This window comes from Novosphingobium sp. (assembly GCF_965228995.1).
Taxonomy (GTDB): domain Bacteria; phylum Pseudomonadota; class Alphaproteobacteria; order Sphingomonadales; family Sphingomonadaceae; genus Novosphingobium.
In genome coordinates this window covers 86,117-100,561 of the sequence record NZ_OZ245852.1, presented here as the reverse complement: position 1 = coordinate 100,561, position 14,445 = coordinate 86,117, and the positions used below count along the sequence as shown (strand labels likewise).

13 protein-coding genes are annotated in these 14,445 nt (G+C 66.0%); 4 read left to right on the top strand and 9 right to left on the bottom strand.

The window, feature by feature from the left end; translation table 11 throughout:
• Window positions 1–116: 116 nt before the first annotated feature.
• Window positions 117–965, top strand: a complete 849-nt coding sequence (locus tag ACO056_RS00475) for a LysR family transcriptional regulator (protein ID WP_421850204.1) — start codon at window positions 117–119, stop codon at window positions 963–965.
• Between the two features lie 390 nt (window positions 966–1,355).
• The gene (locus ACO056_RS00470; protein WP_421850202.1) at window positions 1,356–2,366 is read left to right on the top strand and encodes an acetamidase/formamidase family protein; all 1,011 of its coding nucleotides are present in this window, start codon (window positions 1,356–1,358) and stop codon (window positions 2,364–2,366) included.
• On the opposite strand, the gene ACO056_RS00465 is transcribed toward ACO056_RS00470, so the two are convergent.
• Complete coding sequence (locus ACO056_RS00465) at window positions 2,353–3,786, bottom strand: amidase family protein (RefSeq protein WP_421850199.1); 1,434 nt, start codon at window positions 3,784–3,786, stop codon at window positions 2,353–2,355. The genes ACO056_RS00470 and ACO056_RS00465 overlap by 14 nt on opposite strands.
• 136 nt (window positions 3,787–3,922) lie before the next feature.
• On the opposite strand from ACO056_RS00465, the gene ACO056_RS00460 reads away from it, so the two are divergent.
• Complete coding sequence (locus ACO056_RS00460; protein ID WP_421850195.1) at window positions 3,923–4,951, top strand: alpha/beta fold hydrolase; 1,029 nt, start codon at window positions 3,923–3,925, stop codon at window positions 4,949–4,951.
• On the opposite strand, the gene ACO056_RS00455 is transcribed toward ACO056_RS00460, so the two are convergent.
• Window positions 4,946–5,368, bottom strand: a complete 423-nt coding sequence (locus tag ACO056_RS00455; RefSeq protein ID WP_421850193.1) for a DUF4260 domain-containing protein — start codon at window positions 5,366–5,368, stop codon at window positions 4,946–4,948. The two genes, ACO056_RS00460 and ACO056_RS00455, sit on opposite strands and share 6 nt — an antisense overlap.
• Before the next feature lie 97 nt (window positions 5,369–5,465).
• Between ACO056_RS00455 and ACO056_RS00450 the strand changes: the two genes are divergently transcribed.
• Window positions 5,466–6,356 (top strand): LysR family transcriptional regulator, encoded by an 891-nt coding sequence (locus tag ACO056_RS00450; RefSeq protein WP_421850190.1) that lies wholly within the window; start codon window positions 5,466–5,468, stop codon window positions 6,354–6,356.
• 23 nt (window positions 6,357–6,379) lie between these two features.
• Here the strand turns inward: ACO056_RS00450 and ACO056_RS00445 are convergent, their stop codons facing one another.
• From ACO056_RS00445 to ACO056_RS00415, 7 genes are all read right to left on the bottom strand, one after another.
• Window positions 6,380–7,429, bottom strand: coding sequence for a glycoside hydrolase family 76 protein (locus ACO056_RS00445; RefSeq protein WP_421850188.1), 1,050 nt, complete (start codon window positions 7,427–7,429; stop codon window positions 6,380–6,382).
• Window positions 7,430–7,450: 21 nt separating this feature from the next.
• Window positions 7,451–8,803 carry an ethanolamine permease gene (gene eat / locus ACO056_RS00440; protein ID WP_421850185.1) on the bottom strand — a complete coding sequence of 451 codons (1,353 nt, stop codon included), beginning with the start codon at window positions 8,801–8,803 and terminating at the stop codon, window positions 7,451–7,453.
• Window positions 8,800–9,552 carry an ethanolamine ammonia-lyase subunit EutC gene (gene eutC, locus ACO056_RS00435; RefSeq protein WP_421855608.1) on the bottom strand — a complete coding sequence of 251 codons (753 nt, stop codon included), beginning with the start codon at window positions 9,550–9,552 and terminating at the stop codon, window positions 8,800–8,802. Before eutC ends, eat begins: the two co-directional genes overlap by 4 nt.
• Window positions 9,553–9,557: 5 nt before the next feature.
• Window positions 9,558–10,949, bottom strand: coding sequence for an ethanolamine ammonia-lyase subunit EutB (locus ACO056_RS00430; protein ID WP_421850182.1), 1,392 nt, complete (start codon window positions 10,947–10,949; stop codon window positions 9,558–9,560).
• 76 nt (window positions 10,950–11,025) lie between these two features.
• Entirely contained in the window at window positions 11,026–11,709 is a 684-nt protein-coding gene (locus ACO056_RS00425; protein WP_421850179.1) for an energy transducer TonB, read from the bottom strand.
• Between the two features lie 197 nt (window positions 11,710–11,906).
• Window positions 11,907–13,526 (bottom strand): FAD-dependent oxidoreductase, encoded by a 1,620-nt coding sequence (locus ACO056_RS00420; protein WP_421850176.1) that lies wholly within the window; start codon window positions 13,524–13,526, stop codon window positions 11,907–11,909.
• A gap of 259 nt (window positions 13,527–13,785) precedes the next feature.
• Window positions 13,786–14,346: a carboxymuconolactone decarboxylase family protein gene (locus tag ACO056_RS00415; protein ID WP_421850172.1), complete on the bottom strand. Its 561-nt coding sequence runs from the start codon at window positions 14,344–14,346 to the stop codon at window positions 13,786–13,788.
• Window positions 14,347–14,445 lie beyond the last annotated feature (99 nt).

Sequence of the window (14,445 nt, the reverse complement as noted above, 5' to 3'; positions counted from 1 at the left end):
CGGGCAGCGAGAGTCCGCTTTTTCACCGCTGCTTCCATTGCCGGGCTATCCTTTTCTGCCAATCAGACAGAAATCCGGCGCATCACAACCATGTTTGAAATGAGAAATCTTGCGTCATGGATATCGCTATCGCGCGCACTTTCCTTGAAGTCGTCAAGACCGGCAGCTTCGTTCGCGCAGCGGAAAACCTGAACCTGACACAGACGGCCGTCAGCGCCCGCATTCGCGTTCTGGAAGAGCAACTCGACCGGCAGGTGTTCGTTCGCAACAAGTCGGGCGCACGGTTGACGGCAGCCGGGGAGCAGTTCCAGCGCTTTGCTACCACGCTCGTTCAGGTCTGGGCGAGGGCTCAACTGGCGGTTGGTCTGCCGCCGGGCCGCGAAACGGTTGTGACCATCGGTGTAGAGCTCAGCCTGTGGAACCCCTTGCTGCGGCACTGGCTGATCTGGATGCGCCGGGAATGTCCTGAAATTGCAGTAAGCACACGGATCGATACATCGGAGCGTCTGATCGAGCAGGTGCAGGACGGATCGCTCGACGTTGCCGTGATATACGGTGCGTCGAGCCGGCCCGGTCTGGTCGTCGAGCTCCTGTTCGAAGAGAAACTGGTTCTGGCCCGCAGCACCACGACAAGTGGACCTCCTGGCCCCAACAGCCATGTCCAGATAGATTGGGGCGAAGATTTCGCCGCGAGCTATCACGCGGCCTTTCCCGACAGGCCGAACGCGGTTGTTTCGATCAGCTACGGTCCGCTCGCGCTGGAATATATCCTGACCGTTGGCGGCAGTGGCTATTTTCGCAAGGGCTTCATCCGCTCCTATCTGGAGGATGGACGTCTTGCGCTGGTGCCGGGTGGTCCGGAATTCTCCTATTCAGCCTACGTCGTCCATTCCGCCAAGGCAGATCCAGGCGTCATGGACCGGATCCGTGCAGGCCTGCGCGTGGCGGCCGAGATTGCGACCTGAAACGTTGACTGACGGCGCGTGACCATAAGCACTGGCGACTATGCGAAACAAGGCTTTGGCGCGGGCGCGAATGGCACGCTCGGATTGGTATCGGTAAGGATCGTCGGTCAGGTCGGCCGGGCGGGTTTGGTACAGGAACGCACATCCGTTTTGCCCATCCCCATCGTTACCGATAGCTGTGGCGACGCGGCAGCCTGGACCCAAGTTGCCAGCGCATCGACGAAGGTGTGGCGGCGCTGATTCCCTCAATGGACTGACGCGCGAGGCCGCAATCGTTGAGGTGCTCGTCGATGGATTATGGCCTACTCACATTCGAGAATCAGTCCGCGCACTGACGCGGATGACGATCGATGGTTATTTGCGCCTGGAACAGAGATGAGGGAGTGCCTGATGCGTTTGATCGTGCTCGCCGCGTTGGCCTTTGCTGCCCCGGCAGCTGCAAAGACTTATGAACTTCCGGCCACACCCCAGACGGTCGCTTGGGGTCATTACGATGCCGCTGACAAGCCGGTGCTGACCATCCAATCCGGCGATACGGTGGTCATCCACACTTTGCTCACCAGCAGCCCCACCCGGCTTGAGAAGGCGGGCGTGGCCCCGCAGGATGTCGAGCCGGCGCTGCGTGCGGTGTTCGACGGCGTGCCGGCGGCGGCGCGCGGGCCCGGCGGCCATATCCTGACCGGCCCGATCGCCATCGAAGGTGCGGAGCCGGGCGATACGCTGGAAGTGCGCATCCGCAAGATCGATCTGCCGATCCCCTATTCGTACAACGCCTTCGGGGTCGGCACCGGCTTCCTGACCGATGATTTCCCCTATTCGCGCATCCGCATCATCCCGCTCGACCGGCAGCGGATGACTGCGCAATTTGCGCCCGGCATCGAAGTGCCGCTGCATCCGTTCTTCGGTAGCATTGGAGTGGCACCGCCGCCGGGCTTTGGCCGCTACGATTCAGCGCCGCCCAACATCAATGGCGGCAACATGGACGACAAGGCGCTGGTGGCCGGCACAACGCTGTTCCTGCCCGTCCATGCGCCCGGCGCGCTGTTTCAGGTGGGCGATGGACATGCCGCGCAAGGCAACGGCGAGGTCGATATCACCGCGCTCGAAACCTCGCTGACGGGGACGTTCGAGTTCATCCTGCACAAGGGCCTGAAAGCACCCTATCCGCGCGCCGAAACCCCCGATGCCTTTATCGCGATGGGCTTTGACGACGATCTGAGCAACGCCACGCGCAAGGCCTTGCGCAACATGCTCGACTTTCTGGTCACGGAAAAAGGCCTGTCGCGTGATGACGCCTATATGCTGATGAGCGTGGCGGGGGACGTGGAAGTGACTGAACTGGTTGATCGCAACAAAGGGGTCCACGTCGTCCTCAGGAAATCGCTGTTCACCCCGCACTGATCGCAGGAGGCGGCGGCAGGCGCCCGATCAGAGCCTCGACGGCAAGCCCGATACCCAGCAGCTTGCGATCGCTGCCCGCGGGACCATCGAGTTCGATGGCAACCGGCAGGCCGCCAGCCAGCGCGGCAGGCAGCACAAGGCCCGGAAGGCCAGCGGTGCTGCCCGGTGCGATGTTGCGTGAGATCGCGGCTTCGAACGGCACCTCGCTGCCAGCAATACGCACTGTGCTGCCTTCGCCGATCAGGGTTGCCTGGATTCTGGTCGCGGGGAGCAGCATGGCATCGACCCGGTTTTCGGCGAACCACTTTGCAAACAGGGCCTTGAGCGCGGGCAGATGGACGGTGATCGCGGCCGCGTAGAGCTCTTCCGGAATGGCTCTCGGCGCACCCGGCACGGCAAAGGCCTCGAGCAGGGCCTTCACATCGGGGCTCACTTCGGCGTGCAATGCTTCATAGGTGATGCTCGCCCCGGATGCGGCCAGCCAGCGCCTGAGCGAGGGCACCACATCGTGGATCTGCACCGTCAAGGTAATCGCCTCGATAAGTTCCGCCAGCCCCGGCAAATCGACCCTGACAATCGCCACCCCGGCGCGTTCCAGTTGTCCGATCACGCCATCGACCGCTTCGGCCACCGCCGGATCGAGGTCCGCGAAATAGTAGCCGGGTGCCACGCCGAGCCGCAGCCCGGCAAGCGATGGGACCACCACTGGCGAGGCCTCGCCGGTCATCACGTCATCGAACAGCACCAGATCGGATACCTGCCGGGCAACTGGTCCGACCTGATCGAACTCGCTGGTGATCGGCGCGCAGCCTTCGTTGGGGTAGCGGCCGGTCGTGGGCCGGAATCCGGCGATCCCGCATAGCGCCGCCGGGACCCGGATCGATCCTTCGGTGTCCTCGGCCAAGGCGAGCGGCGCCATACCGGCCGCAACCGCTGCCGCGCTGCCGCCGCTGCTGCCGCCGGGTATCCGCATGCGGTCCCAGGGATTGCGCACCGGGCCATAGGCCATGTTGCTGCTGGTCCAGCCCAGCGACAACTCGTGCAGATTGGTCTTGCCCAGCACGATTGCCCCGGCCGCGCGCAGGCGGGCGACGACCGGAGCATCGGTGGCCGGGTGGAAGCGGCGCAGCGCAGACGTTCCGGCGGTGGTCGGCAAGTCGGCGGTATTGATGCTGTCCTTGATCGGCACCAGCAGGCCGTGGAGCGGGCCGAGCACCTCGCCAGCTGCGCGGCGTCGATCAGCGGCACGGGCCTCGGCGCGCACCGCTTCTGGATCGAGCGTGATGAACGCGTTCAGGTCCGCCCCAGCCGCGCAGCGCGCCAGCACGGCTTCGGCATAGGCCAGCGCGGTCACGCGGCCCTCGCGCATTGCGCTTGCAGCATCGGCGGCTGAAAGCGCGATCATTTCGTCAGGTGTCACGAAAGCCATCTCCCGGTTTTGGGAGTGGTTGTAGTGTTGCTGCAGCCGGGATGAAAGGCCGTGGCCATCAGCCCGGGAGGGCAGGGTTGTAGCGACCCGACCCGCGTGGCACGACGTGGCCGGAAGGAGATGGCGAATGGCGGACTATGAAATCTTCGAGGCCGGCGACGTCACGCTTCAATCGGGTATCGTGCTGCCGGCGGTGCGCGTCGCTTATGTCGCGCATGGCACACTGAATTCCGCGCGCGACAACGCGATTGTCTATCCGACCCACTACTCCGGTACGCACACCAGCAACGCCTGGGCCATCGGACCGGGCATGGCGCTCGATCCGGCGACGTATTTCATCATCGTGCCCAACATGCTGGGCAATGGCCTCTCATCCTCGCCCAGCAACACGCCGGCGCCGCACGATGGTCCGCGGTTTCCGCTGGTGACGGTGCGTGACAACGTTCTGCTCCAGCATCGGTTGATCACCGAAGTGTTCGGGATCACCTCGCTCAAGCTTGTGACCGGCTTTTCGATGGGCGCACTGCAGGCATTCCAATGGGGCGCGCTGTTCCCTGACATGGTCGAGCGGATCGCGCCGTTCTGCGGTTCGGCGCGGGTATCGCGGCACAACTGGTTGTTCCTCGAAGGGTGCAAGTCGGCGCTGATGGCCGATGCGGCCTTTGCGGGCGGAAACTACAGCGCGCCGCCCGTCACCGGTATCACCGCTTTCGCGCGGGTCTACGCCGGGTGGGCCTGGTCGCAGACCTTTTTCCGCCAGAATCTCGATCGCGACCTGCTCGGCCTGCCCTCGATGGAGGCGTTTCTTTCGCTGGCCTGGGAGCCTTCCTTCCAGGCGATCGACGCCAACGATCTGCTGGCGATGCTGGCCACCTGGCAGGCCGCCGACATCAGCCATGATCAGCGCTTTGATGGCGACTTCGCGAAGGCGCTGGCGGCGATCACTGCCAGAGCCGTGGTGATGCCCTGCCGCAGCGACCTCTACTTCCCGCCCGAAGACAGCGAGATCGAGGTCGCGCACATGCCCAATGCCGAACTCAACGTGATCCCGTCGGTCTGGGGGCATATGGCAGGCGGCGGGCGGAACCCTGAAGATGCGGCATTTATCAACGCGGCGCTGGCGCGGTTGCTCGCTGACCAGGCCGTAAACTCATAAACCGCGCCAGCCAAGGTGCGTCGCGCCGAAGGCCGTTTCGTACTTTAGCCCATAGCCCATCAAGCGATCGAAGCCGATATGCGCGGCCCAGATTGCCGCGATCGGAAGCAGGTGCAGGTTGGCGAGAGCAAGCGTTGCCAGCGCCAGCAGGGCCGGCAATCCATAAGTGTGCCCCGCGTTGTAGAGCCACGCGCCCAGGCGGCGGTTTGCAAGATAGCCCAGCATCGAAAGGTCCGGCAGCAGGAACAGGTAGGCGAACTGCCACCAGCTGCCGCCCATCCGGTGAAAGGCGATCGTGGCGAGCGCCAATGCAACTGCGCCTTCCAGCCTGAGCAGCCCCGCAACCATGCCGCGCGCGGCCCCGAGCCCGGCCGGTGCTGCTGCCTGTTCGTTCACGTCGTTGGCGGCGAGTTCCACGTTGCATCTCCTTGGCTTGTGTCCATGCCTCCCGAAATGCCCGTCGCTGCTGCTGTTTGTAATTGTCTAAACAAGTCCAATTGCTGTACGAAAATATATGAGCAACGCCATTCCGGATTGGGAACTGTGCCGCACCTTCCTTGCCATCCTGCGGCAGGGCTCGCTCTCGGCAGCTGGACGGCGGCTGGGCCTGACGCATCCGACGGTCCGGCGTCATCTGGAAGAGCTCGAAGGCGGGCTGGGCGCACCGCTGTTCGTGCGTTCGCCATCCGGGCTGGTTCCGACCGAAGTTGCGCTGGCCCTGCGCGAACCGGCAGAGGCGATGGAAGCCGCCTATGAGCAGTTCATCCGCATGGGCTCCGGCGCCGGAAACGCCATGGCCGGCACGGTGCGCATAACCGCAAGCGAAGTGATGGGCGCAGAAGTGCTGCCGCCGATCCTCGCCGGGCTGCGCAAGGACTATCCGGGACTGCAGTTTGAACTCGCGCTCAGTGATGATGTGGCGGACCTCCTGCGCCGCGATGCCGATCTTGCCGTGCGCATGGTGCGCCCGAGCCAGGTCGATCTCCTCGCCCGCAAGGTGGGTGAGGTGCCGCTCGGTCTCTACGCGCATCGCACCTGGCTCGAAGCACACGGTGCGCCGCCAGCGCTCGATGCGCTGCTGCGGTCAGGCCAGTTGATCGGCTATGATCGGTCGCGGGTGCTGCTCGATGCCTTCGCCGCGCAGCAGTTCAGGCTTTCGCCCAGGGATTTCGGGCTCCGTTCCGATAGCGGGCTCGCCCAGCTCGCGGCCATGCGCGCCGGGCTGGGTGTGGCGGTCTGCCAGTGCCCGCTGGCGGTCCGGGATCCCGCGCTGGTGCGCCTGTTCCCTGAAGTTGATGTCCCGCTCGAAATCTGGCTGGTGAGCCATCCCAGCTTGCGCAGCAGCCAGCGTGTCCGGACCTGCATCGAAGTCCTCGCCCGTGAACTCGCGGCCTACGCGGCGTGAGGTTTGCGGCGCGGACGGCGCCGTCAGGATCCGGCAGCGAGGTACAGTGCGACGGCGGAGGCCTGCGCCGCCGCACCCACTTGCCCCGATCCCCCGCTCCACAGCCCGTCGACCGGCTGGCTGCCCCCGGCGCTCAGCGCCCAGACCGCTTCGCCATTGCGCGCAAGCCATGCGCGGATTTCAGCGCGTTCGGGGCCATCGGGCAAAGCTTCGACGAGATGGCCGAGGTGGTAGACGAAAACGCCCTTGAACATCGGCCCGTCGCTGCCCAGCGCATCGGTCGGCTCGGTCAGCAGGCCCTGCGCTGTCACCAGCGTGCGGGTGGCGGCCAGCGCCGTGCGCAAGGCAGCGTCCCGGTATTGCGGATCGCCGGTCATGGTTGTGAGATCGGTCAGCCCGCCCAGCAGCACGCCCTGGTTGTAGGTGTAGCGCGGCGCGCCATTGTTGCGGCACTGCGCGCCCGTTTCACTGATGGCCAGTCCGTCGTTCACCAGCCCGTCCGGCCCGATGATGCCCGATGCCGCGAACCAGCTCCAGGTGCGAAGCGCCCAATCGCGGTACGTCTGCTGCCCGGTCGCAAGGTAGAGCCGCGTGGAGGCGGTGAGCAGCAATTCGTTGGTGATCGCGTTCTTGTAAGTGTGCTGCGGATCCCACCACAGGCCGCCGCCGCAGCGGTCGTCCCAGTGCTCTGAGACGATGCGGCTGTAGTTCGTCGCTGCCCAGGCCAGCAGTTCGGGATCGTGGTCCGCCTGCCAGGCATCGACGCTGGCAATTACCGCCCAGAGATCATCATCGTTGAGATAGCGCCCCGCGCGGTTGCGCACGGCGGCCGCGATCTTGCCCGACCAGCGGCGATCGCCGGTGCGGCGCTGGTAGTCCATGAGCACGTCGGTAATGGGGAAGCGCTGCCAGTTCTCGCTCGCCTTCCAGCCGTCCGCCGTGCCCCAGGTACGCTCGAGCAGGTCCGCGGCGGTCGCCGCGCGGGTCTGCCAGTCCGGCGCCTGCGCACGGGCGGAAACTGCGCTGAACAGGACCAGCAGCGCCGCCGCGCATGCCAGGGTCCGCCGTGCCATCGCTGCCCTGCGCATCAGGCTTCAGTCCGCATCCCGGCGGCGCAGCAGCAGCGAGCCCGCGACCAGCACCACCATCAGCCCGGCGAAGATCGCCGCCAGTTCGCGGTTGTTCCATGCCATGGTCACCAGCGCGAGGCTCGCCATGACGAGCGCGAAAGCGGGGGCGAGGGGATAGAGTGGGGCGCGGAACGGGCGCGCAAGGTCCGGCTCGCTCCGCCGCAAGCGAAACAGTGCCGCCATCGAGACAACATACATCAGCAGCGCGCCAAATGCTGAAAGCGTAACCACGCTGGCGGTCAGCGATTGGCCCGCGATGCTTACGAAGGCATCGCTGTAGATCGCGGCGATGCCCACCACGCCGCCCGCCAGTGTCGCCACATGCGGCGTGTTGAAGCGGGGATGCAGCCGCGCGAAAACTGCGGGCAGATAACCTGCCCGCCCCAGCGCGAAGATCTGGCGCGCATAGCCCATGATGATCCCATGGAACGAGGCGACGAGGCCGAACAGCCCCAGCCACACCAGCATGTGCAGCCACCCGCTCGATGCTCCCACTGCGCGCTTCATGGCCTGCGGCAGCGGATCGTTGAGACTGGAAAGCTCCGCCCAACTGCCCGATCCTCCGGCAAACAGCATGACCCCGAAGGCCAGAACCGTCAGCGTGAGGATGCCCGAGATATAGGCCATCGGGATCGTCCGGCGCGGCTCCTTGACCTCTTCCGCGGCCATGGCGACGCCCTCGATGGCGAGGAAGAACCAGATCGCGAAGGGCAGCGCGGCAAAGATCCCGCCTACCGCCGCCATGCTGAAATGATCCTGTCCGGCCCAGCCTCCGCTCAGAAAGTTTGACCAGCGGAAGGCGGGTAGCACCACGCCCATGAACACGAGGAGCTCGCCGACTGCCAGCAGGGTCACCACCACTTCGAAGCTCGCCGCAATCTGCACGCCCACGATATTGAGCGCCATGAACACGGCGTAGGCACCCAGCGCAGCGTGCTTGGGCTCTAGCCCCGGGAATTGCACGTGGAGATAGGCACCGATTGCGAGCGAGATCGCCGGCGGCGCGAACAGGAACTCGACCAGCGTGGCAAAACCCGCCACCGCGCCGCCCAGCGGCCCGAACGCGCGCAGGCCATAAGCAAACGGCCCGCCTGCATGCGGGATCGCGGTCGTCAGCTCGGTGAACGAGAAGATGAAAGCGATGTACATCGCCGCCACCGCCACGGTGGTGACAAGGAAGCCCAGCGTCCCCGCACTCGCCCAGCCGTAGCTCCAGCCGAAATACTCGCCCGAAATGACGAGCCCCACGGCAATCGCCCAGAGGTGGAACGCTCCAAGGCTCTTCTGCAGCTGCGGGCCACCGGTCGGCGTGGTCATGCGGGGCCTTGTCCTTCGAAGGGAAGCGTCGGGGTCTGGTCGTCCTTGAGCGATACGCCGGAAAGCGCGCGGCGCAGCGCCTCGCGCAGCAGCCAGCCGAGCGTGCGTGCGGCCTCCTGCGGCGAAAGCCCGCCTGCGCCGTGGATATTGGAAATGCAGTTGCGTGCCGCGTCAGTGCGGCCGGTCTGCGGCGCGTAAGTCATGTAGATGCCGAGGCTGTCATGCACGCTAAGGCCAGGCCGCTCGCCGATGATCATCACCGAGACCCTTGCGCCCAGCGCCTCGCCCACCGGATCGCCAAGCGCCACCCGCGCCGCGCGCGCGATCACCACCGGGCCGATGGTGAGGCCGCCCAGTTCCTCCACACAGGCTCGCACCAACCGCGCCGCACCTGCCTGCACGCCGGTTGCCGAAAGCCCGTCGCCAATCACGAAGACCACGTCGCAGCGGCCGCCTGCCTCGGCCAGCATTGCGGCCGAGCGCACCGATAGCTGGCGGCCCAGATCCGGCCGCCGCAGATAAGTCGCCCGGTCCGGCGCATCGCTCTCGACGTGGAGTACCGGCAGCGGTTCCAGCTCGGCCGCAAGCGCGGCGCTATCCAGCGCGGCGTGGACGGCATCGCGCGCGCGAGCATGGGCGAGCTGGAAATCCAGCACTTCGCCCAGCGGCAAGGCATGCCCCACGCGGCCGAGCGCGATCCGCGCCGGGGTGGTCCGCCGCAGCTTTGCCCAGAGCTCGCCCGGCACCACTTCGCTCAAGAAAGGTTCTCCGCCAGCTGGCGCACGAACGGCGATGCGCCATCCGCCAGCGCCCGCAGCGTGCCATCGGGCGCGGCGATCCCCACTTCGGCCAGCCACGCCTCGAACTCGGGCGCGGGGCGAACGCCCATCACGCTGCGCAGATAAAGCGCGTCGTGGTTGGACAGGCTCTGGTAGGAAAGCATCACATCGTCGCTGCCCGGCACGCAGATCAGGAAGCTGCATCCCGCCACTGTCAGCAAGGTCATCAGGCTGTCCATGTCGTCCTGATCGGCCTCGGCATGGTTGGTGTAGCAGACGTCGCAGCCCATCGGCAGGCCAAGCAGCTTGCCGCAAAAGTGATCCTCCAGCCCGGCGCGGATGATCTGCTTGCCGTCATAGAGGTATTCGGGCCCGATGAAGCCGACGACCGTATTGACGAGCAGCGGATTGAACGCGCGGGCAACGGCATAGGCGCGCGCCTCCATCGTCTGCTGATCGACACCGTGGTGCGCTTCCGCCGAAAGCGCCGAGCCCTGTCCGGTCTCGAAATACATCACATTGCTGCCGACCGTGCCGCGCCCCAGCGCCAGCGCCGCCGCATGGGCCTCGCGCAATACGGCGAGGTCGATGCCGAAGCCCGCGTTGGCCGCCTCGCTCCCCGCGACTGATTGGAACACCAGATCAACCGGCGCGCCGCGCTCGATGATCGCCAATGCGTTGGTCACATGAGTCAGCACGCAAGTCTGGGTCGGGATCGCATAGGCCCCTCGCAGCTCATCGAGCATGCGGATCAGCGTCGTGGCGGCGGGCACACTGTCGGTCGCGGGGTTTACCCCGATCACCGCGTCACCCACGCCGTGGAGCAGACCATCGAGCACGGCGGCGGCGATCCCGCGCGGATCGTCCGCCGGGTGGTTGGGCTGGAGCCGGGTGGAAAGCCGTCCGGGCAGGCCGATGGTGGAGCGAAAAGCCGTCACCACGCGGATCTTCCTCGCCACCGCGATCAGATCTTGGTTGCGCATCAGCTTGGAAACGGCAGCGGCCATTTCCGGCGTCACCCCGCGCGCGACCGCCGTAAGCGCGGCTTCGTCCGCCGCCTCGCTCAGCAGCCAGTCACGAAATCCGCCGACCGTGAGGTGCGCGATGGCTGCGAAAGCGGCGGCATCGTGGCTGTCGATGATCAGCCGGGTGACTTCGTCGCTTTCGTAGGGGACCAGTGCTTCGCTCAGGAACGTGGTGAGCGGCAGATCCGCCAGCACCCACCGCGCTGCCACTCGCCGCGTGGCGCTGGACGCCGCAAGGCCGGCCAGCTCATCCCCCGATCGCGCCGGGCTGGCGGCGGCGAGAACGGCCTTGAGATCGGCAAAGCCGTGCCGTTCGCCGCCAAGATCACAGGTAAACGGCAAGATCGCAGGCCCTCCATGCCCAAGCGAGGATGGTAAGCCGCGATCTTGCTGCATTGCAACGGAAGTTTGGGGCAAGTTACTCCGGAATGCGCCAGCGGATTACGCCGCTGAAGCTGCCAGCGACCAGATCGCCGTGCGTATCGCGCGCAGGGGTAAAGCTGGCGCGCTCGCTGACTTTCGCGCAGGTCGCCGCATCGAGATCGGCCGAGCCACTCGAGCGGGTGATCCGGCAATCGCGCACGCGCCCGTCAGGCCCGATGGTCAGTTCGAATGCGGCAGCACCCTGCTGGCCGCGGCGCAGTGCACCGGCCGGGTAGTCCGCATCGGATACCCACTTGCCCGGCGCGCCCAGCGGTTTCGCCGCGCGCGGGGTAAAGCTGGGGCTGGGCGATGGGGGCGGCAGTGGTGGCAGCAGGTCACCGCCAAGCCCGCCACCAGTGGGCAGCGTCGGCAGCGTTGTCGGGCCCAGATCGATCTTGCTATCGATCATCGGATCGCGGGGATCGGGCACAACCGGTTTGGCGTCCCTTGTGCGCGGATGCGCGGATGGCGATGGCACTGGTTCCGGTATGATCTTTGGCCTTGGCGGCACAAAGTTCCAGGCCGGCAGGTGCTGCTTCTCGATGATCCGGATCACGCCGCCGGCAAAGCCCGTGAAGATGGCCAGCGCCATCACGCCATGAACCGTGATCACGGCGCCCAGCGCCATGATCCGACGCCGGTTGGCGCCCTGGTCATTGAGGGGGGTAACATAAGCCATCGCATGCTCTCCTCGGCTGTGCCGGACAGCCCGGGTTGCGGGGCGAGAGCATCGGGAACGAAACGAACAATCCCGATGCAAGCAACACGGGCCGAACGACGTTTTATGGTATAACATTACCACGCCGCCGGGGGCTGTGCGAGAAGAATCTCAACCGATCTGGTGGAGTTTTAAGTTTCTTGGTGCAACTGATCGGCCTAGCCGCCGTTCACGTAATCCCACACTTTCGAGATCACCACCGATCCTTCGCCCACGGCTGAAGCCACGCGTTTGACCGAGCCGGAGCGGACATCGCCCACTGCGAAGATGCCGGGATGGGAGGTCGCATAAGGCGAAGCGGCGCCCACCGCCGGTCCCGTCTTCACGAAGCCCTTGTCGTCAAGCTCGACAAGGCCCGAAAGCCACTCGGTATTGGGCGCGGCGCCGACCATGATGAACAGCGCGCGGGTCGGGATATCGTGCGTCTCGCCGGTCTTCGTGTCGCGCAAGGTCACGCCTTCGAGATGCGCGCCGCCATGCAGCGCCACGACTTCGGAATTGTAGGCAATTGCGATGCCGGGATCGGCCTCCAGCCGCTCCGAAAGATAGCTCGACATCGAAAGCGCCAGAGAGGGCCCGCGCACCACGACATGCGCGCAGTGGGCGGATCGGCTGAGGTACATCGCTGCCTGCCCGGCGGAATTGCCGCCGCCGATGATCACCGCCTGCGTCCCTCGGCAGTACCGCGCTTCGATCTCGGTCGCTGCATAATAGATGCCCGCGCCCTCGAACTCGGCAAGGCGCGGGATCGGCAGGCGGCGGTATTGCACGCCCGCCGCCACGATGACCGTTTTGCCGCGCACGCGCTGGCCGTTGTCGAAGGTGGCGCAGAACATGCCGTCGTCCAGCTGCTCCAGCGCGGTTACCCGGCGCGGCAGAGCAAAGCGCGTGCCGAACTTCATCGCTTGCACTTCGCCGCGCCACACGAGGTCGCCGCCCGAAATGCCGGTCGGGAAGCCCATGTAGTTCTCGATCCGGCTGGAGGTGCCCGCCTGCCCGCCGATGGCCAGATCCTCGATCACCAGCGCGCACAGCCCTTCGGCGCCGGCATAGACCCCGGCCGCCACACCCGCCGGTCCGCCGCCGACGATCAGCACGTCGAAAGCCTCGTCGTATTGCAGCTCGCGGTTGAGGCCGAGGAGATGCGCGATCTTGTCCGGCGTCGGGTCGGTCACCACGGTATCACGCCCGAAGATGACCGCCGGGCTTGTCGCGGTGATCGAGCAGGCCTGCGCCGCTGCGGCGGCTTCCGGGCTGCCCAGCTTGAGCGAGCCATAGGGAATCCGGTTGCGGCTGGCGAACTGGGCGACGCGGCGGATGGCCGCATCTTCTTCCTCGCCGATCAGCTGCAACGAACTGTCGCGCTCGTCGAGCTGGCGGCGGCGGCGCGCGGCGAACACCGTAATCACGATGTCCGACATCTCGGGGATCTGCGCCATGAGCTCGAGCATCGCCTCGCGCGGCACTTCGATCACCCGCGTGTCCTGCGCCGCACGCATCGCCAGCGAGACGGTACCGCCGCTCAGGAACGCGATCTCGCCCATGAACTGCGTCGGCCCCAGCGAGGAAGCGAGATGTCGCTGCTCGGTATAGGGATTGACGACCTCGACCTCGCCTTCCTCGACATACGTGAACTTGTCGGCAGGATCTCCGGGCCGGGCGAGGAACGTACCGGCGGGATAATGCACCACAGTGCCTGCCGCCCGCAGCGCGTCTACATGGCTGTCGTGAAGCGGAGTGCGCTGCATCGCGCGAAGATCGGCGCCAATCGTTTCCATGAAAGGTCGGTTCCTGCTGTGCGCCGGGCGGCGATGGACGCGCGGAGTCGCGCGGTCCCAGCATACCGTAACGCCGCACCGCAGCGCTACAGCCGGATGGTTACGCGAGCGCCGGAAAAGATGCGACGACGTTCACGACGAGCACCGATGCGGAGACGGCAGCGCCGATAACACGGGACTTGAGCGACATGGGGGGACGGTCCTTGAAAGGAGGGGGCGGGCGCCCGCCGGGAGGGGAAAGCAGGCGCCCGCGAGGGGATCAGGCCGCGACAGCAGAGCTGCGCGCGGTGACCACCGGGAAGTCGATCTCGGTCGCGAAGGCCGAGTTGACGTAGTTGGTCCAGGTGTTGAGCGCGACGTGCTGGACGATCTCGAGCGCCTGGGCATCGCTGTAGCCGGCGGCGCGCAGCGCCTCGACTTCGGCAGCGCTGACATGGCCGCGGGTCTTCACCAGCTGGACCGCGAAGCGCACCGCGGCATCGGCCTTGGGATCGTTCGAGGCGCCGTTGCGGTTGGCGGTGATCTCGGCGTCATCGAGCTTGGAGAGGTTCTTGCCGAGGTAGGTGTGCGCCGAAAGGCAATAGTCGCAGCCATTGAGCTCGGCGACGGCGAGGGCAATCCGCTCGCGGGTGGCGGCGGGCACCTTGCCCTTGGCGAGCGCGCCGTTCATCGCGAGATAGCCTTCGAGCGCGGCCGGGCTGGTGGAAACGAGGCGGTGGAGATTGGGCACGGTGCCGATCGCCTTGTTCACTGCTTCAAGCAGCGGCTGGGAAGCTTCGGGGGCATCGGCAATGGTGGCGGGGGTGGGGATGCGCGACATTTCGGTGGTGTCCTTTCCTTGGGAGCAGGCCGGTTTCGGCCGGTGAGCCCCAAGTAGGTCCTTTCGCCGGGTGGCAGTATCCGCTACCTTGGCAACTCT